The 16,204-nt window shown below is 65.6% G+C and carries 17 protein-coding genes; 7 read left to right on the top strand and 10 right to left on the bottom strand.

All coding sequences use genetic code 11. The features are described 5' to 3' along the window. Together DQP58_RS16725 and DQP58_RS16720 are read left to right on the top strand one after the other, a co-directional pair. Positions 1 to 538 (top strand): cutinase family protein (locus tag DQP58_RS16725; RefSeq protein ID WP_112709413.1); only part of this gene is annotated, 538 nt, incomplete at its 5' end. 216 nt (positions 539 to 754) lie between these two features. Next, a complete protein-coding gene (locus DQP58_RS16720; protein WP_112709407.1) occupies positions 755 to 1,408 on the top strand; it encodes a carboxymuconolactone decarboxylase family protein in 654 nt (217 codons plus the stop codon). A 353-nt stretch (positions 1,409 to 1,761) separates the two neighbouring features. Here DQP58_RS16720 and DQP58_RS26645 read toward each other — a convergent pair whose 3' ends face one another. Beyond that, positions 1,762 to 1,974 carry a hypothetical protein gene (locus DQP58_RS26645; protein ID WP_133259387.1) on the bottom strand — a complete coding sequence of 71 codons (213 nt, stop codon included), beginning with the start codon at positions 1,972 to 1,974 and terminating at the stop codon, positions 1,762 to 1,764. Between the two features lie 247 nt (positions 1,975 to 2,221). Between DQP58_RS26645 and DQP58_RS16715 the strand changes: the two genes are divergently transcribed. Continuing rightward, on the top strand, positions 2,222 to 3,070 hold the full coding sequence (locus tag DQP58_RS16715; protein WP_112709406.1) for a glycoside hydrolase family 16 protein: 849 nt from the start codon (positions 2,222 to 2,224) through the stop codon (positions 3,068 to 3,070). 12 nt (positions 3,071 to 3,082) lie between these two features. Here the strand turns inward: DQP58_RS16715 and DQP58_RS16710 are convergent, their stop codons facing one another. Together DQP58_RS16710 and DQP58_RS16705 are read right to left on the bottom strand one after the other, a co-directional pair. Next, on the bottom strand, positions 3,083 to 3,925 hold the full coding sequence (locus DQP58_RS16710) for a class I SAM-dependent methyltransferase (RefSeq protein WP_112709405.1): 843 nt from the start codon (positions 3,923 to 3,925) through the stop codon (positions 3,083 to 3,085). A 30-nt stretch (positions 3,926 to 3,955) separates the two neighbouring features. Beyond that, positions 3,956 to 4,639 (bottom strand): hypothetical protein, encoded by a 684-nt coding sequence (locus DQP58_RS16705; protein ID WP_240629878.1) that lies wholly within the window; start codon positions 4,637 to 4,639, stop codon positions 3,956 to 3,958. A 167-nt stretch (positions 4,640 to 4,806) separates the two neighbouring features. On the opposite strand from DQP58_RS16705, the gene DQP58_RS16700 reads away from it, so the two are divergent. Further along, the gene (locus tag DQP58_RS16700; RefSeq protein ID WP_066863208.1) at positions 4,807 to 5,061 is read left to right on the top strand and encodes a hypothetical protein; all 255 of its coding nucleotides are present in this window, start codon (positions 4,807 to 4,809) and stop codon (positions 5,059 to 5,061) included. 72 nt (positions 5,062 to 5,133) lie between these two features. On the opposite strand, the gene DQP58_RS16695 is transcribed toward DQP58_RS16700, so the two are convergent. The 5 genes from DQP58_RS16695 to DQP58_RS16675 all read right to left on the bottom strand — a co-directional run bounded on the left by DQP58_RS16695 (position 5,134) and on the right by DQP58_RS16675 (position 9,301). Beyond that, the gene (locus DQP58_RS16695; protein ID WP_112709404.1) at positions 5,134 to 6,588 is read right to left on the bottom strand and encodes an aldehyde dehydrogenase family protein; all 1,455 of its coding nucleotides are present in this window, start codon (positions 6,586 to 6,588) and stop codon (positions 5,134 to 5,136) included. A gap of 112 nt (positions 6,589 to 6,700) precedes the next feature. Beyond that, complete coding sequence (locus DQP58_RS16690) at positions 6,701 to 7,111, bottom strand: VOC family protein (protein ID WP_112709403.1); 411 nt, start codon at positions 7,109 to 7,111, stop codon at positions 6,701 to 6,703. 4 nt (positions 7,112 to 7,115) lie between these two features. Beyond that, on the bottom strand, positions 7,116 to 7,568 hold the full coding sequence (locus tag DQP58_RS16685; protein ID WP_112709402.1) for a helix-turn-helix transcriptional regulator: 453 nt from the start codon (positions 7,566 to 7,568) through the stop codon (positions 7,116 to 7,118). 67 nt (positions 7,569 to 7,635) lie between these two features. Beyond that, positions 7,636 to 8,490, bottom strand: a complete 855-nt coding sequence (locus tag DQP58_RS16680) for a lysophospholipid acyltransferase family protein (RefSeq protein ID WP_112709401.1) — start codon at positions 8,488 to 8,490, stop codon at positions 7,636 to 7,638. After that, the gene (locus tag DQP58_RS16675) at positions 8,483 to 9,301 is read right to left on the bottom strand and encodes a class I SAM-dependent methyltransferase (RefSeq protein WP_112709411.1); all 819 of its coding nucleotides are present in this window, start codon (positions 9,299 to 9,301) and stop codon (positions 8,483 to 8,485) included. The genes DQP58_RS16680 and DQP58_RS16675 overlap by 8 nt, the downstream gene beginning before the upstream one ends. Before the next feature lie 79 nt (positions 9,302 to 9,380). On the opposite strand from DQP58_RS16675, the gene DQP58_RS16670 reads away from it, so the two are divergent. Then, positions 9,381 to 9,950, top strand: coding sequence for a TetR family transcriptional regulator (locus tag DQP58_RS16670; RefSeq protein WP_112709400.1), 570 nt, complete (start codon positions 9,381 to 9,383; stop codon positions 9,948 to 9,950). A gap of 32 nt (positions 9,951 to 9,982) precedes the next feature. Here the strand turns inward: DQP58_RS16670 and DQP58_RS16665 are convergent, their stop codons facing one another. After that, the gene (locus DQP58_RS16665) at positions 9,983 to 10,885 is read right to left on the bottom strand and encodes an NAD-dependent epimerase/dehydratase family protein (protein ID WP_112709399.1); all 903 of its coding nucleotides are present in this window, start codon (positions 10,883 to 10,885) and stop codon (positions 9,983 to 9,985) included. A gap of 124 nt (positions 10,886 to 11,009) precedes the next feature. Between DQP58_RS16665 and DQP58_RS16660 the strand changes: the two genes are divergently transcribed. After that, on the top strand, positions 11,010 to 12,695 hold the full coding sequence (locus tag DQP58_RS16660; protein WP_205869449.1) for an ATP-binding protein: 1,686 nt from the start codon (positions 11,010 to 11,012) through the stop codon (positions 12,693 to 12,695). Further along, positions 12,677 to 13,360 carry a response regulator gene (locus DQP58_RS16655; protein ID WP_112709398.1) on the top strand — a complete coding sequence of 228 codons (684 nt, stop codon included), beginning with the start codon at positions 12,677 to 12,679 and terminating at the stop codon, positions 13,358 to 13,360. The genes DQP58_RS16660 and DQP58_RS16655 overlap by 19 nt, the downstream gene beginning before the upstream one ends. Here the strand turns inward: DQP58_RS16655 and DQP58_RS16650 are convergent. Then, on the bottom strand, positions 13,288 to 16,179 hold the full coding sequence (locus tag DQP58_RS16650; RefSeq protein WP_430916164.1) for an RND family transporter: 2,892 nt from the start codon (positions 16,177 to 16,179) through the stop codon (positions 13,288 to 13,290). The genes DQP58_RS16655 and DQP58_RS16650 overlap by 73 nt on opposite strands. Between the last annotated feature and the right edge of the window lie 25 nt (positions 16,180 to 16,204).

Raw genomic sequence — 16,204 nt, 5'->3', positions numbered from 1 at the left:
CTTCGCCCGGGGGCGTAACGAAGCCGCGGGGCCGGGCGTGCTGGGCAACGCGTTCATCAGCGCCCTGCGGTCCAAGGTGAACAGGACCGTGGGCGTGTACGCCGTGCAATATCCCGCCGACACCGAGGTCGCCCAAGGCGCCAACGACATGAGCCACCACATCCAGGACATGGTCAACAACTGCCCCGACACCCGGCTCGTGCTGGGCGGCTATTCGCTGGGCGCGGCGGTCACCGACGTCGTGCTGGCTGCGCCCATCGGCGCGTTCGGTTTCGACAGCCCGCTGCCGCCGGGCGTCGATCAGCACGTCGCCGCCGTCGCGCTGTTCGGCAACGGCAGCCAATGGGTGGGTCCGATCACCAACTTCAATCCGACCTACAACGACCGGACCATCGAGTTGTGCCACGGTGCCGATCCCGTCTGCAACCCGGCCGACCCGAACACCTGGAAGGAAAACTGGCCACAGCATCTCGCCGGGGCCTACATCGACGCCGGCATGGCCAACCAGGCCGCCGACTTCGTCGCCAGCAAGCTCTGAGCGTTTCGCGAACGGCACCCTCGCTCCCGGCCAGGAGGCAGGGCTCAAATCCGCTAGCGGATGTGCTAGCGATTCGCGTGTCGATTAATGGTCCCGAGTGAGTGGCGGCGTGGCTGACGAGAGTCGTCGGGAACCGGGTTAACGCAAGCGCAGACTCTAGGATCAACGCAATCTGCGGTAACGCCAGATCCGTGCCGCCAGCTGAGAGGAGACGCGATGCCGCGGCTTGATCCGATCCCGCGTGGTGAAGTCCGCGACGAATTCACGCTGCAGATGTACGACTTCATGTTTGGCGATCGTGATCCGGTCGCCGAGCCGGGCGCGGTCGGAGGCACTCCCGGCAACTGGTGGACGGTGATGGCGCAATCACCCGCCGCGCTGCGCCATGCGGTGCGCGGCTTCCGCCTCTACCGCGAAGAGGTCTCCATCCGGGCCGATCACCGCGAGCTGGGCCAAATTCGAGCGGGCTGGGTGGTCGGCAGCCAGTTTGTCTTCTCGCAACACTGCAAGGCCTGCCGTTCGGCGGGCCTGTCCGAAGAGAAGATCGCGGCCATACCGTCCTGGCAAACCGCCGAGTGTTTCGACCGGACCGAGCGGCTGTTGCTGGCGTATGCGGATTGCCTTGCTGGACAGCACGGCCGAGTGCCTGAGCGGTTGTTCACTCAGTTGCGTGAGGTCTTCACCGACACCGAGATCCTCGAATTCACCTACACCACGACCATGTACGTGATGCACGCGATCATGTCTCGGGCACTGCGGCTGGAGTTCGACGACGTCGACGACCCGATCGTCGAGGTCGACGATCCAATGGGGGGCGGTGTGCTCGATATCGGCGCCGCGACCTCCGGGCGCGACGACGTGGCGCGCTGAGCGGTCTCGACGGTTTGGAACCGGCGCGGGCCGCTGCAGGCCGTATCCGCCGATCAGGGGCGCAGTCGGGACGGCATTCCCGCGTAGAAACGACCCACCGCGTGGAGTGCGAACGCGCGGCCGCGAAGGCGACCAATGCCGCGGCTATCGACATGCGTTGTATGGCGTCCCAGCCGTCGGACATTGGCAGCTCCCAATTCACGATCACTACGCACGGTAGTAGCGATGGAACGCCTGGGAATAACTCAACTAGGACTTGAGACTTTTGGCCGACGCGGCCGGATTAGTGGTTGCCCGGAGTCGTGCTTCGGCGCCGAGATGGCAAACGCGGTCACCACAATTTGTGGCGAAATTCAGGCCGGGGTGTTGCCGCTCGAGACGAGCTTGAAGTTGCGGACCAGCGGAACGACCGGGTTACCCGCTGCGGCGCGCTGGCGCGTGCGAAATGACGGATGACGACGCATTGCCTCATTACGTTCGCGTTGGCGACGCTGCGCGGCGGCCCATGCTGGATGGGACTGAAGGAAAATAACCGTGCCTTCTGGTGTATTCGCCACGATCGTCACTCCTCTCAGTACCACCCGCAAAAGCTACAACAGTGTGGTTATCGGATCGTGATTCCAGAATGCCCGCCGAATCCTGAGACCAAACCACCCGCCAAGGTGAGAATTCGCCGTGAATTTGCGCGCGTAATCCGTTGCCACTGCCGTGCTGTCGTCCACGCTGGTCCGACCGCGATCAGAACCATAGCGAGGGGCACCGACAGAATTCCGTTTCAACCTCGTGCCCGGTGGCTGCTAGGGTCCCTTGCTTATGCCGGAGATTGATCGCCGCCGCATGATCTTGACGACCGGGATCGGGGTGCTGGCAGCAACGCTGCCCGCCTCGAACGCCTGGGCCTCCCCTGCCGGACAGGACCAGCCTGCCGGCCGGATACCGCCGCCCGCCGCGCCCAGCGGCCAATCCGGGACCTACATCTTCTCGGACGAATTCGATGGTCCGGCGGGGTCGGCCCCCGACGCGTCGAAGTGGGCGGTGGCCAAAGCCCGCGAGACGATCAAGGACCCGACCTATTGGGAGCTGCCCGAGCACATCGGGCAGTACCGCGACGATCGCCGCAACGTGTTCGTGGACGGGAATTCCAACCTGGTGCTGCGCGCCGCCAAGGACGGCCCCACCTACTACAGCGGCAAGGTGCAGAGCCTGTGGCGCGGCGGCGTCGGCCACACCTGGGAGGCCCGGATCAAGCTGAACTGCCTGACCGCGGGCGCCTGGCCCGCGTACTGGCTCGGCAATGACGATCAGGGCGAGATCGACGTCATGGAGTGGTACGGCAACGGCAAGTGGCCGTCCGCCACCACCGTGCACGCCAAGGCCAACGGCGGCGAATGGAAGACGCACAACATCGCGGTGGACGGCGCCTGGCATACCTGGCGCACGCAGTGGGACGAGGCGGGCATCCGGTTCTGGAAGGACTACACCGACGGCGCCGCGCCCTACTTCGACGTGCCGGCGAGTTCGCTGCCGGACTGGCCGTTCAACGGCGCCGGCTACACGGTCTATCCGGTCTTCAACCTGGCGGTGGCCGGATCGGGCGGGGAAGACCCGGGCCCGGGCACCTACCCCGCCGACATGCTCGTCGACTGGATTCGCGTCTGGTAGGGCGGCGCGCCCTCAGTGCGTCAGCAGCGCGACGGCCGTCGTCGGCCTGCCACCCGGACGGCGCAAATCCGATCGCAGCCAGGCGAACGGGCGCATGAAGATCGGTAGTCGGCCGAACCGTTTGGCGGCCACCAGCAGCGATTCCGCTTCGACGGCTCGCCAGCCGAGGTCTTCGAAGAAGGCCAACCCGTTTTCGGGCGCGAACTTAAAGGGTGCGTTTTCCGAAATCCCGGCGACGTTCTTGTTGATCCGCTCCTTGAGGCCGGGAAAGGCGAAATCGATCATCCACCAGGTGACCTCCGGTCGCTTGATCGCACCCGACAGGGCCGCGACGTCGGAGGCCTCCAGGTACATCGACAGCCCCTCGGTCAGCACGAAGGCCTTCGTCGTGCCGGCCAGCGCCTCGTCGAGGAAGGCGTCTCGGGCGTGCGGGTCGGCGAGGTCGACCGCGACGCGGTTCAGCCGGCAGCGCGGTGTTTGATCGTGAAGGATCTTGGTCTTTTCGGCGAGCAGCTTGGGTAGGTCGGCCTCGATCCAGGTCAGATCGGGTGGGAGCTCCAAGCGATACGGCCGCGTGTCCAGGCCGGCGGCCAGGTTCAGGACGCGGTCACAGCCCTGGGCGAGTGCGGCTGCGATGGCGTCGTCGATGAGCTTGGTCCGTGCGACCAGCCACCAGCCACTGCGGTCCGTCCAGGGAACTCCCGCGACGATCGCGCGGCCGTGCTCTCCCGCGAGACGCTCGGCGAGCGGGTCGCTGAACAGCGCGTCGGGGCGCAGCGTTTCGGTTGCCCGGTGCAACGCCGTCCACCGGGCGGTATCGGAGACATGGGTGATCGTGTGCCCTGGACCAGACATACGTTGCGTTATAGCAGTACCGGCGCCGCCCTATTGGCCGGCCCTGCCTCCCGCGAACCACGCGGCGGTCACCCCACGGGTGGCGGGGGGTGGAAGAACGGCGTCCGGCGCGCCGAGGCGACCGACTTTGACGGTCCACGCCGACGACGAGCGATCGATGCAGGATCCGGCGCCCTGGCTGGGCAGCCACAGCACGGCCAGGTCACTACCGGCGCCGCCGCATCCGTAGACGCCGACGTACCCGTCGGCGCGCCCGCCCCACGCGCCACCGTTGCGCAGCAGGCAGCGGGTGCCGTCGTCGAGGATGAGCGCGAACGGGTCCGGGTCGGCGGTCGGGTGCACGGGCGGAAGGTGACCGTCGAAGGTCACCCGGTGCAGTTGCATGTCCCACGGATTGTCCACGCACAGAAGCGATCCCGGCGTGGACGGCCAGCATGTGCCGGCTCCGGCCGCGCTCGGCGAACAGTAGTAGACGTTGTCGGCCACCGCTGACGGCGACGGTTCCGAGCAGTCGCTCGCCTGCCCGACGTTGCCCGGCCCGGCGGCCACGTGGTAGCCGTTGATCGCTTCACCGCTGGGCCCGACGGCCATCACCGTGATCGACTGGGTGGGCGGCGGATCCGCCGTCGCGGGCCCGGCCGGCGCCGCCGACAGCATCGGCAGGGCGAGCGCGGCAGCGGTGAAGATCCGGGCCACGCAGCGCGTCACGTTCATCGAGCCAACCCTTCGTCGGGCCCCCTTCTGCAGGGTAGGCGCGCCTTGGATTCGGCGGGCCTGTTTGGGCGGTGACGCGTGATTGGGATCGGTAGCCGCGGGCCGGGGCTGTACTTGCTGCCACGACGCCGCCAAGGAGGTGGCGACCCAGGAAAGGAAGACAGCAAATGAACATCGTGCCGACCAGCATCCAAGAGCAGATCAACCGCGTCGATCGGCAGCGCAGCCTGTACATCGGGATCAGCACCGGGCTGCTTGCGCTCTGGAGCGTCTACCGACTGATCTGGATGCTCTACCTCGGAATGACTTTCGGCTGGTTCTTCGGCGCGATGGCCTTCCAGGTGGTGTTGTGGGGTGTGATCGGCACGGCCGCCGCGGTGGCCTCCGTCGGATTCCTCACCCGCTACAACAAGGGATCTTGACTCGTCCGACGGCCGTCGGAGAAGTCCCGGACCTGATACAGGTCCGGGACTTTCCGTTGTGGCGCAACAGCTTTAGAGCTGAGCCCAGACGGACTTCGTCCGCAGGTAGATCTCAAGGCCCTCTTTGCCGAACTCGTGACCCCAGCCGGACTGCTTGTACCCGCCGAACGGGACATCGTGGTCGAACACCAGCTGGCAGTTGACCTGCACGCTGCCGGCCTGCAGTCGGCGCATGATCCGGTGGGCCCGACCGAGGTTCTCCGTCCAGGCGGTGGCCGCCAAGCCGTAGGTGGTGTCGTTGGCCAGCGCCACGGCCTCGTCTTCGTCGTCGAACGGCAGGATGGTGACCACCGGACCGAAGATCTCCTGCTGGTAGAGCCGCATGCTGGTGTCGACGTTGGTGAGCACCGTCGGGTGAACGAAGTAGCCCTTGCGGTCGAGCCGGTGGCCGCCGGTGACCACCTCGACGCCGTCCCGCTTGCCTTCGTCGATGAAGCCCATGACCCGGTTCAGCTGCTTCTGGCTGATCAACGGCCCGCTGACACAGCCCTCCTCGCTGGGGGCGCCCAACTTGAACGAATTCGCCATCATCGCAATGCCTTCCACGACCCGGTCGTAGACGCCGCGCTGGGCGAAGATGCGCGACCCGCATACGCAGCCCTGTCCGGAGTGCACGAAGATGCCCAGCGACGCCATCATGATGGCGTTGTCCAGGTTCGCGTCGTCGAAGATCAGCACCGGCGACTTCCCGCCGAGTTCGAGGGTGACCTTCTTCAGGTTGTCGGCGGAGGCCCGCACGATCTCCTTGCCTACTTCGGTCGAGCCGGTGAAGGCAACTTTCTCGACGTCGGGGTGCGCGGTGATCGCGGCGCCGGCGGTGTGGCCGTATCCGGTCAGCAAGTTGACCACACCCTCGGGCACCCCGGCCTCGTGGATGAGCCGGTCCAGCAGCAGCGCCGACAGCGGGGTCTCCTCGGCCGGCTTGACGAGCAGGCTGCCGCCCGCGGCCAGGGCCGGTGCCAGCTTCGCGCTGGCGTTGAAGATGGGGCCGTTCCACGGGAAGATCAGCCCCACAACGCTGTACGGCTCCTTCAGAGTGTAGGCGTGCATGTTGACGTAGTTGTCGGTGGCGATCCCGTCGGTCTTCACGTCGTAGGCGACGCCGTTGATCTTCGAACACCAACCGGCGTAGTAGCGGAAGAACTCCGAGCAGGTCGACATCTGCAATTGGGCCTGCAGCAACGGCATGCCGGTGTTCAGCGAGTCCAGTTGGGCGAACTCCTCGGCGTGCTCGTCGATCAGTTCGCCGATCCGCCACAAGATCTTGGCCCGCTCGCGGCCCGGCAGCTCCGCCCAGACGCCGGACTCGAAGGTCGCCTTTGCTTTGGCCGCTGCGTCATTAACCGCTTCCTGCCCGCAGTCGGTGAACTCGGTGATCGTCTCCTCGGTCGCGGGATCGATGACCGCGATGACGTCACCCGTTCCGGGGCGCTTGCGAATGTCGTCCAATACCGCCTGCACCGTCATCTGATCCCTTTCACCATGCCAGTCGTGGCGCCCCGGCGCCCCATGCGCTCAGTGCTGAGCACTTGCTTAGCATTGTGCACACGGCTGGTCAAGCATCCGCACGCGGATGGCCTCAGCGCGATTGTTGGATGCGGATGAGGTTTCCCGCGGGATCGCGCACGGCGCAGTCGCGAAGCCCGTACGGCTGGTCGGTGGGCTCTTGGACGATGTCCACGTCGCTGGCCTGCAGCCGTTCGAAGGTGCCGTCGAGGTCCTCGGCGGCAAGCAGCAGTGTGGCGTAGCTGCCCTTGGCCATCATCTCCTCGATGGTGCGGCGCTCCTCGTCGGTGAGGCCCGGGTTGGCGGCCGGCGGGTTCAAGACGATGGACGTGTCCGGCTGGTTCGGCGGACCGACCGTGATCCATCGCATCGCGCCCTTCCCGACATCCAGGCGAACTTCGAAGCCGAGGACGTCGCGATAGAAGGCGAGCGATGATTCCGGGTCCGTGTGGGGAAGGAAACTCGAGTGAATGGTGATGTCCATGCGGTCAGGTTAGGTGCGGTCCGATGGCAGCTGCTTCTCGATTCCTGATCGGTCTCGTCACCTGTTTGACCACGCATGGCGGCATGCCCGCCAGCGCGTCAGCCGATCGGCGGCGGTAGGTGCTGGGCGGCACACCGACCAATTCGGTGAACCGGGTGCTGAAGGTGCCCAGCGAGGAGCAACCGACGGCGAAGCAGACCTCGGTGACGCTCAGGTCGCCCCGGCGCAGCAGGGCCATCGCCCGCTCGATGCGTCGTGTCATCAGATAGGAATACGGCGATTCGCCGTAGGCGCGCCGGAATTCGCGGCTGAGGTGGCCGGCTGACATGTGTACCCCGCGCGCGAGCGCTTCAACGTCCAACGGCTGGCGGTAGTCCCGGTCGATGCGGTCCCGAACGCGGCGCAACAGGACCAGGGTGCGCAGGCGCTGCCCCGCGGCGTCCGGTGTGCTGGTCACCCGTGTGATGCTGCCACGTCTACCAGCCGACCGGTTGAGGGTGCACCTCTCTCGGGGTGTTTCGTCCTCAGGCCCGCGTGGCGCCGCGCCAGGCCAGCGGGTTCAGCCCGCGGTAGGGGTCCTGCCCGCGCAGCCGGAGCAGGTCGGCCAGGATGTCTTCCAACTGCAGCCGAGCCCGCTTCCTCACGATGTCCACCCACTGTTCGTTTCCGACGCCGAGCGGCGTCGTTGTGTCGATCGCAGGGCCGAACCGCAGATACATCCGCTGTGGGCGCGGGATGAGCGTCGGCCCGATCCCCCGCAGCAATGGCATCGCCATGTCCGGTCGGCCATTCAGTCGCCGGCTCAGGGCCGCACTGACTTTCGCGTATGCGCTGTCGCGGGTGGTGACACTGCGATACACGTCGTCGCCCCCGACCAGGCCGACCGGCACGATCGGGTAGCCATTTTCGACCGAAAGGCGGGCGAAGCCCGAGCGCCCTTTCCAGCGCAGCGTGTACTCCTCGCCTTTGAATTTCGCGATCTCGCCTCCGCCGCCGGGGAACACCAGGATGGTTTCGTCGTGGCGCATCAGTTCACGCGCGTTCTCGGGTGCGCCGATCACGCCGCCGAACGCCGCCATCAGATCGGCGGGCAATCCACGCAGCCGCCCGAAATTCCGGTCGGCCAGTGGCCGTACCCGCGTTCCGATGCTGCGCCGCACCGCATCCGCAATCAGAAAGACCTCGGAGCCGAGCTGAGTGTGGTTGCCCACCAACAGGAATCTGCCGTCGGGCGGCAGATTCTCCAGGCCGTCGACGTACGGACGGGACAGGTTCACCACGGGGTGCAGCCCATCGGTCACCGCATCGAGGACCCGGCGCAGCGCTCGGACACGCTCGCCGGGTTCGGTGATGGCGACGAGATCGGGTTTGTCACTCATGGTCGGCGGGTCCGTCCGGACGCGAGAACACGACGGCGGTCGACGGCATCCCGCGTCGCCGCGGCGAAGCCAACACCTGCATCCGCATGTCGGGGCCGGCGCTGTGGCCGAGGGCCTCGAGCGCCGACGTGCTGTAGGCCCGCAACGCGCTGATGAACCCGTCGTGCAGGCACGGGTATATCCAGGACCACGGCAACAGCACCAGGTTCACCGGCAGTGTCACCACCGGAAACAGCAAAGTGGCCAACGGCGTTCGCCTCTTGAGGTCGATGACCAAGAACCGCTTGCCTACCCGGGTGGCCTCGGCGATGGCGCGACAAGCCACTGCCGGCGGCAAGTGGTGAAACGCCATCGCGAACACCACCAGGTCATAGCTGTCGTCCGCGGCGTCGATCGCCGTTGCGTCGATCAGTTTTGCCTGCGCCCGCGGATGAGCGCCGAGCGCACGGGCGCCGATGTTGGCCACCGAGGTCGCGTCCACATCCGATACGGTGACCGTCGCCGTGGGATGCAGTTCCAGAATTTTGGCGGACAGTTTGCCGTGACCCGCGCCCAGTTCCAGGACGCGGGGGTTGGGGATGTCGGCCACGACATCCAGGGCCATCCGCGCGAATGTCTCGTGCTGGTTGGTCAGCGTGCCGATGCGATCCAGCATTCCGATGACCTTCTGCTTGACCTCGTCGGCGACGTCCTCGCGATCGAGGTACTCCGGCGTATCGGTCTCGAACCGGCGATCCAGCCACGACGCATCGGGTCCGCCCCGCGGCATCGTCGCGATCGCAGCTTGATCGAGTGTTCTGGCCGTTCCCATCGCCCCGTCTCCTTTGCGCTTTCCGGTGTGCTCCACCCACCGTAACAAACGAACCAGTTCGTCCGCCTATGATGAGTCTGTGAGGACCACCACTGAGTTGCGCGGCGAAATTCTCGCCGCCGCTCGCGCGGAATTCGCGCAATACGGATTGGCGGGCGCCCGGATCGATCGCATCGCGCGGGCCGCCAGTGCGAGCAAGGAACGTTTGTACGCGCATTTCGGCGACAAGGAGACCCTGTTTCGCGATGTGGTCGCCGCGGACGGCGCGGAGTTCTTCCGCGCCGTTCAGGTGCGCCCCGACGCAGTCCCCGAGTTCGTCGGTGACATCTTCGATCTCGCCCAGAACCGGCCCGAACACCTGCGGATGATCACCTGGGCGCGGCTGGAGGGCTTTCCGCTCGACAAGCCCGAGTTCGACGGCGAGTCCCCGCCCGACACGGCCATCGCGGCACTGGAACGCGCCCGCCTAGACGGTCACGTCGATCCGTCGTGGGACCCGAGGCAGCTGCTGGTCCTGCTATTCGGCATCGGGCTGGCATGGGCCCACTGGCCCGACCCCGACGCGGCGACCACGGACGCGGACGTCATCGCACGCCGCCGCGCCGCCGCGGTGGAGGCCGCGGCCCGCCTTATCCGGGGCCGAGGCTGACGGGTTCACCGATAACGTTGTGCCGCAACCGGTTAGACGCCAACGAGCTCCGGGTGGTACTTGGCCGCCATGCGACGGATTCCGTCGCGCCAGTCGACCGAGGTGCCGCCGATGAGCTCGTGCATCCGGTCGACGGTGGTGGGGTTGCCGCGTAGCGCTTGCTCGCTCGGCTCGAAGACCGGCTCGGCGCCGACGAGCGACCCGAGGTAGTCGCACCACTCCTGCAAGCTGACGGTCTGGTCTCCGCACCAGTTGACCGTGGTCGCCGGGACCGAGGCGGCCTCGAGCAGCTTGGGGATGGTGGCGATGATGTCGTCCTCGTGAATCGGGTTGTAGCGCGCGGGTTCACCGGGCGGGACGGGAATGGGGATGCCGCCCAGCATCATCTCCATGTGATAGAACGGCCAACCGCCGTTGTCGCCGTAGGGAACGTTGAGCCGGGCGATCGTGGTGGGCAGGCCGAGAATGCGAGCCGCCGACCGAGCCACCACTTCCCCGGCGATCTTGGAAATGGAATAGGTGGGAAAAATCGGCTTGTGGTTGTCGCCCAGGGCGGACCGCTCGCTGCGCGGCTCGTCGTCCGGCGGGTCGTACACGGCCGCCGACGAGCAGTGCAGGAAGGCCTTCGCGGTGCGACAGTGGGCCATCAGCAGGCCGACCGACTCGGCGTTGGCCGCAAGGTCTTTGTCCCAGCTTCCGCTCTTGGCCACCGCCAGGTTGAGGACATAGTCGAAATCGGTTGGCAGACCGGTGAAGTCGCCACCCGCGAGATTCACCTTCTCGCAACGGATTCCGGCCTTCTCAAGGCCTTCGCGCGCGGCGGTGTCGGTGAAACGGGCGATCCCCCAGACCTCGTTGTCGGCGGCAAGCGCCCGGGCGATGGGGGTGGCGATTTGACCGGTCGGGCCGGTGATCAGGATTTTTGCGCCGCGCATGCGCGCAATGGTATGCGCTGACGAAACTGGATGTTGCATAACCGTCCACCCTTGTTGGGGCGGTTGTGGCTCGACGATCGAGAACTTTCGCGCATTGTGCTCACGAGAGCGATAGGGTCTTTGCATGGCCGCCACAGGCCGCATCGACCTGCGACTCGGCACCCAGGTACTGCTGGTGCAGCTCGTTGTGGTGACGTTGACGTTGATCGTCGCGTTTGGGTTGTTCGCCGCATTCAACCGTCACCGTCTCGACGTCGAGTACGGCGTTCACGCCTTGGATATAGCTCGGGTAGTGGCCTCTTCCCCGACGGTCATCAACAACATCTCCCGCTACAACGACGCCCCGTTGACCGCAAGCCCCGCACTGGTCGACGAACTTGCGGTCGGTCCAATTCAAAGCGTTGCGTCACGCGTCGAACAGCGCACGCATGTGTCGTTTGTGGTGATCGCCAACATGCGTGGCATCAGGCTCGCGTCTCCCGATCGGCACAACTTGGCCCGGATGGTCGGTAGCGATATCGCGCAGGCCCTTGCCGGACGCGAGGAGACATTCCACGAAATCACCGTCTACGGCCGGTCGATAGTTGCCAGAGTTCCGGTGCTGGACCCGGGTTCTGATCGTGTGCTGGGTTTCGTCGGCGTTGGCATCTCCACGAGGGCGTTCGATGAACAGTTTTCGGGCAATCTGCGCGTGCTGGCCGCGATGGCAGGAGTTCTCCTGGCTGTCGGTGTGGTCGGCTCCGTGTTGCTGGCCAGGCGTTGGCGAGGGCTGACACTGGGTTTGCGGCCGGCCGAGATCGTCGAGCTGGTGCGCAGCCAGGCGGCGGTGCTGCAAGGCATCGGCGAGGGCGTGCTGGCAGCCGACACCTCCTGGAACATCACCTTCGTCAACGATGAGGCGTGCCGGCTTCTCGAGATTGGTAGCGAAACAGGCGGCTCCGTCGATGATCTCGGGTTGACCCCACGGGTCTGCGACGTGTTCAAAGCGGCCGATTCGGCGCCAACGCTGGCCAATGTCGGTGGTCGCATCGTAGTGGTCTCCGCGCGGCCGGTATTGCGAGAAGGACGCGAGCTGGGAACCGTGCTGGTGGTGCGGGACAGAACCGATGTCGAATCACTGACCCGGCAACTCGACGCGGTGCAGGTGATGAGCACCGTGCTGCGCGCACAGCGCCATGAGTTCGCCAACCGTCTGCACCTGCTGAACGGGCTGTTGCATGGCGGCCATGTCGACGAGGGGTTGCAATATCTGGAAGAGCTTCTCGGCTCCGGCCCGTTGGGCTCCGCGCTACCGGGCATCGACTCGATCCGCGACGCGTACCTGCAGGCCTTTTTGGCGGCCAAGGCTGCGGCCGCGCGCGAAGCCGGCGTGACGCTGAAGATCGGTGAGAACACCTGGGTGTCAGGCCGGCTCGTGCTGCCAGTCGACGTCACCACCGTGGTGGGCAACCTGCTGGACAACGCCATCGATGCCGCTCGGATGAGCGATACCGAGCCCCGAGAAGTGGAAGTCGAGCTATTGCAGGACGGTTCGACGCTGCATGTCACGGTGGCCGACAGCGGCAACGGCGTCGCGCCCGAGTTTGTTGACGATCTGTTCACCGAGGGCAGGACGACCAAGCCGGACTCCGGCATCCCGGGCGGCCGGGGTATCGGGCTCGCGCTGTCGCGTCAGATCAGCCGCTCGCTGGGTGGCGATCTATGGCTGGCCAGTCCCGGGAACACCGAGATGCAGCTGCAGGGCGCGGAGTTCATCGCCCGACTGCCAGGCGTGATGGTAGAGGAGGCGCAATGGGCGACGCAGAGCTGACGGTGCTGGTCGTCGATGACGACTTCCGCGTCGCCAATATGCACGCGGAGGTCGTCAATACGCTTGGCGGCTTCACGGTGGTCGCCACCGTCAACACGCTCGAGGCCGCGCGCACGGCCGACGCCGTCGATCTTGCGTTGGTGGACGTCTACCTACCCGACGGGTCCGGAATTGACCTTGTCCGTGAATTACGCGGCGACAGCATGGTATTGACGGCGGCAACCGAGGCCACCACGATCCGAGCAGCAATGTCGGCCGGGGCGCTGAGCTATCTCGTCAAGCCGTTCGCGACCACAGACCTGGCCGCGCGGCTGGCCGGCTATGCGCGATACCGCAAAATCCTTTCCAGCCCCAATCTGAGCTCCAGCGACGTGGACGCGGCACTTGACGCGCTGCGCCCTAGGATTGCTCCTTCCCAGCCGGCCACCCTAGCGGCTTCCTCCACCAAACAGCTTGTGCTGCAAGCCTTAGGAACATCGAACAAGCCGATGTCGGCGGCCGAAGTTTCTGCTGCGATCGGGATATCGAGGGCAACCGCCCAACGGTATCTGGCGGCGCTGGCCAGCACCGGTGACCTCACCGTGGGCCTGCGTTATGGAGCCACGGGACGACCCGAGCAGGAATTCGTAGCGATCGACAAGCGACGAAGGCGTCTACCGCGCTGAGTGATCGCCTTGCCGGGCCACCAGTTCGCCCGGCCGAGCATTGCCGCCAGAGCCGGCACCGTAATGGTACGCACCACAAAGGTGTCGACCAACAGCCCTACACCGATGATCATCCCGGTTTGCACCATGGAAGACAGGCTGCCGAATAGGAGCCCGAACATCGAGGCCGCGAAAATGATGCCGGCCGAGGTGATGACACCACCGGTCGAACGAACGGCACGGATGACTCCGCTTTGGACGCCCGAGGCTGACTCTTCGCGAATTCGTGTGATCAATAGCAAGTTGTAGTCCGCTCCGACGGCGACCAGCACGATGAACGCCATGGCCGGCACGTTCCAATAGATGGCCTGATGGAGCACGAACTGGAAGACGACGACTCCCACGCCCAACGCCGATAGAAACGAGATCACCACGGAGGCAATAAGATACAGCGGAGCCACGATGGAGCGCAGCAGTGCGACGAGGATAAGGAAGACAACCGCGAGCGTCACGATGACGATCAGACGAACGTCGTCGTTGAAGTAGCTCCGCATCGCGCTGTACATCGCGGTGGTGCCGACGACCGATATCGATGCATCCGAGAGTGAGGTATTGGGCTGGGCCCCGCGAGCAGTACTGAGGATCGACGCCACCTGATCCATTGCGGTTGTGCTGAACGGATCGAATTTCGTCTCGACGATGAAGCGCACCGAACGCCCGTCGGCCGAGATGAGCATCTTCGCGGCGTTCTTGAAGTCGTCCGACGTGATCACCTTGGGCGGGATGTACATGCCCGCCATGGCGGTTTGCGACGCGTCACGGTTCATTGAGAGCAGCAGGTCGGCCGCCTGGTTCATTCCGACGCCCATCTTCCTCGTCTGTTCGACGAGTGTGCGCACTCCCTGGTCCAGCCGCTGACTCCCGTCGGCGAGCGCGTCGGCACCTTGTTGCAGCCGACCCAACCGTTGGGGCACATCGGTATTGCCTGCCGCCGCCAACAGTGCGCTCAGCCGCCGCATCATCGTCGCAAGCCGTTGCACCACAGGGGCTATCTGCGCAATCAACGCACCGCCGTTTCGCGCCGGGGCTAGTTGTTGCAGATGCGCTCGGCCAGCAGTGCACGCAGGGTCTGCGTTGCATTGCGGACTCGCGTTCAACGCGTCGATCATGGGGCCGACCGCGTCAACGGCACCGTCGACCAGCGCCGCGGCGGACCCGGTGTTCGCCAGCCCACGCAGGGTGTCCAAGAGCTGCGACGCGGCGGCCAGTTGCTGTCGCACCTGGTTCAAAGTCGTGCCGAGTTCCATTGCCGGCCCGGAGGCATTATGGGTTTGGTCGCGAACCTGGCCGAGACTTGCCGCCAGTTTGTCCGCGCCAGCGGTCAATGCGTCGAGGTCGTTGCTTCTGCCGGAGACTTGGGTTGAGGCATTCTCGAGGTTGGTGCCGACCTGTCCGGCTTGAAAACTCAGTTTGGTCTGATCGAGCGGTTGGCCGTTGGGCCGCGTGACACCGCGCACCGCGGCGATATTGGGCAGCTGCGAAACGCGTTGGGCCATCTGCTCCAGGTCGGCCAGGGCTTGTGGGGTACGGAGGTCACGTGGCGAGCGCACGTAGATGTACTGCGGCAGCAGTGCACTGGTCGCGAAATGCCGTTCCATCGCCGTGAAGCCGACATTGCTCGGTGCCGACTGCGGCAGCTGCATACGGTCGTTGAAGGTGGGAGATAGGAAGGCGGCGCAGGAGGCCAGCGCGACCAGCAGTGCCAGACTGATCAGGAGATGCATCTTGGGCCGGCGAACGATCAGCACGCCTGACCTCTGCCACAGCCGGCCAGTCAGCGCTTTTCGCGGCGCCACCCAACCGCGCCGGCCTGCAAGGACGAGCGTGGCGGGCAACAACGTGATCGCGGCGAGAAAGGCGATCAGGATCGAGATCGCAAGTGCCGGGCCAACAGTTGTGAACGCGGGTAGGCGGGTAAAGATCATGCCCAAGAAAGTGAGGGCGACCGTGGCCGCCGAACCCGCAATGACCTTGCCAATGGAGGTCAATGCTTTCTGTACTGCGAGGTCGGAGTCGGCACCCGACCGCAGGTACTCGTGGTAACGGCTGATCAAGAAAACGGCGTAATCGGTGCCGGCGCCGACGATCATCGCGGTCATCAATGCGATCGTCGGTGCGGATACACCTAACCCCAGCTGATTCAGCGCGGACACTATGCCCTGGGCCGAGGCCACCGAAAATCCGATGGTGAGCAAGGGCACCAACACGGTGACCGGCCGCCGATAGATCACCGACAGGATGGTGAGCACCAGCGCGGCGGTGGCGATTTCAATCAAGTGCATGTCGTGGGCCGTCACGATTGACATGTCGCCGACGACGGCGGCTTGTCCGGTCACCTGGGCGGTCAGCGCGGAGCCCGCGGCGGAGCGTTCGGTGACTGCCGCGATCCGCTGATACGCCTGAGAGGACTCCGGGGAGCCCGCGGGCGCTTTGAGGTCCACCGCAAGGTAGAACGCCTTGTTGTCGGCACTGACCATCGAAGGGCGCAGAGCGGGCATGGTGACGAGGTCGTGCACGCCGGCCACATCGCGGGTATCGGCGCGCAACCTGGCGGCCAGCCTGCCATAGACGCCCGAGTCGGCGGGTGTCAGCCCGTTGCCATCGGTGAGCACGACGATCAGGATGTTCTGCGCGGATTCACCGAAATCCTTGGCCATTTGGTCGGCCGCCGCCAGGTCTTTGGCCGGAAGTGCCTGAACTGTTTGATTTTCCACCACGTTTGTCAGGGAGGGGAAGGCCACCGCCAGAACGCCGACTGCCGCAAGCCAGACGACGATCACGAGCCAAGGTGCACGGCTGATGAGG

Origin of the sequence: Mycobacterium colombiense (genome assembly GCF_003284975.1) — a bacterium.
Classification (GTDB): domain Bacteria; phylum Actinomycetota; class Actinomycetes; order Mycobacteriales; family Mycobacteriaceae; genus Mycobacterium; species Mycobacterium europaeum_A.
Note: the sequence above shows the minus strand (reverse complement) of the source record. Positions and strands in the feature narration are given on the sequence as shown.

Coding starts and splice junctions, on each gene's coding strand:
- DQP58_RS16720 (WP_112709407.1), top strand. CDS start 755: ATGCCGCGGCTTGATCCGATCCCGCGTGGTGAAGTCCGCGACGAATTC.
- DQP58_RS16715 (WP_112709406.1), top strand. CDS start 2,222: ATGCCGGAGATTGATCGCCGCCGCATGATCTTGACGACCGGGATCGGG.
- DQP58_RS16710 (WP_112709405.1), bottom strand. CDS start 3,925: ATGTCTGGTCCAGGGCACACGATCACCCATGTCTCCGATACCGCCCGG.
- DQP58_RS16705 (WP_240629878.1), bottom strand. CDS start 4,639: ATGAACGTGACGCGCTGCGTGGCCCGGATCTTCACCGCTGCCGCGCTC.
- DQP58_RS16700 (WP_066863208.1), top strand. CDS start 4,807: ATGAACATCGTGCCGACCAGCATCCAAGAGCAGATCAACCGCGTCGAT.
- DQP58_RS16695 (WP_112709404.1), bottom strand. CDS start 6,588: ATGACGGTGCAGGCGGTATTGGACGACATTCGCAAGCGCCCCGGAACG.
- DQP58_RS16690 (WP_112709403.1), bottom strand. CDS start 7,111: ATGGACATCACCATTCACTCGAGTTTCCTTCCCCACACGGACCCGGAA.
- DQP58_RS16680 (WP_112709401.1), bottom strand. CDS start 8,490: ATGAGTGACAAACCCGATCTCGTCGCCATCACCGAACCCGGCGAGCGT.
- DQP58_RS16675 (WP_112709411.1), bottom strand. CDS start 9,301: ATGGGAACGGCCAGAACACTCGATCAAGCTGCGATCGCGACGATGCCG.
- DQP58_RS16665 (WP_112709399.1), bottom strand. CDS start 10,885: ATGCGCGGCGCAAAAATCCTGATCACCGGCCCGACCGGTCAAATCGCC.
- DQP58_RS16660 (WP_205869449.1), top strand. CDS start 11,010: ATGGCCGCCACAGGCCGCATCGACCTGCGACTCGGCACCCAGGTACTG.
- DQP58_RS16655 (WP_112709398.1), top strand. CDS start 12,677: ATGGGCGACGCAGAGCTGACGGTGCTGGTCGTCGATGACGACTTCCGC.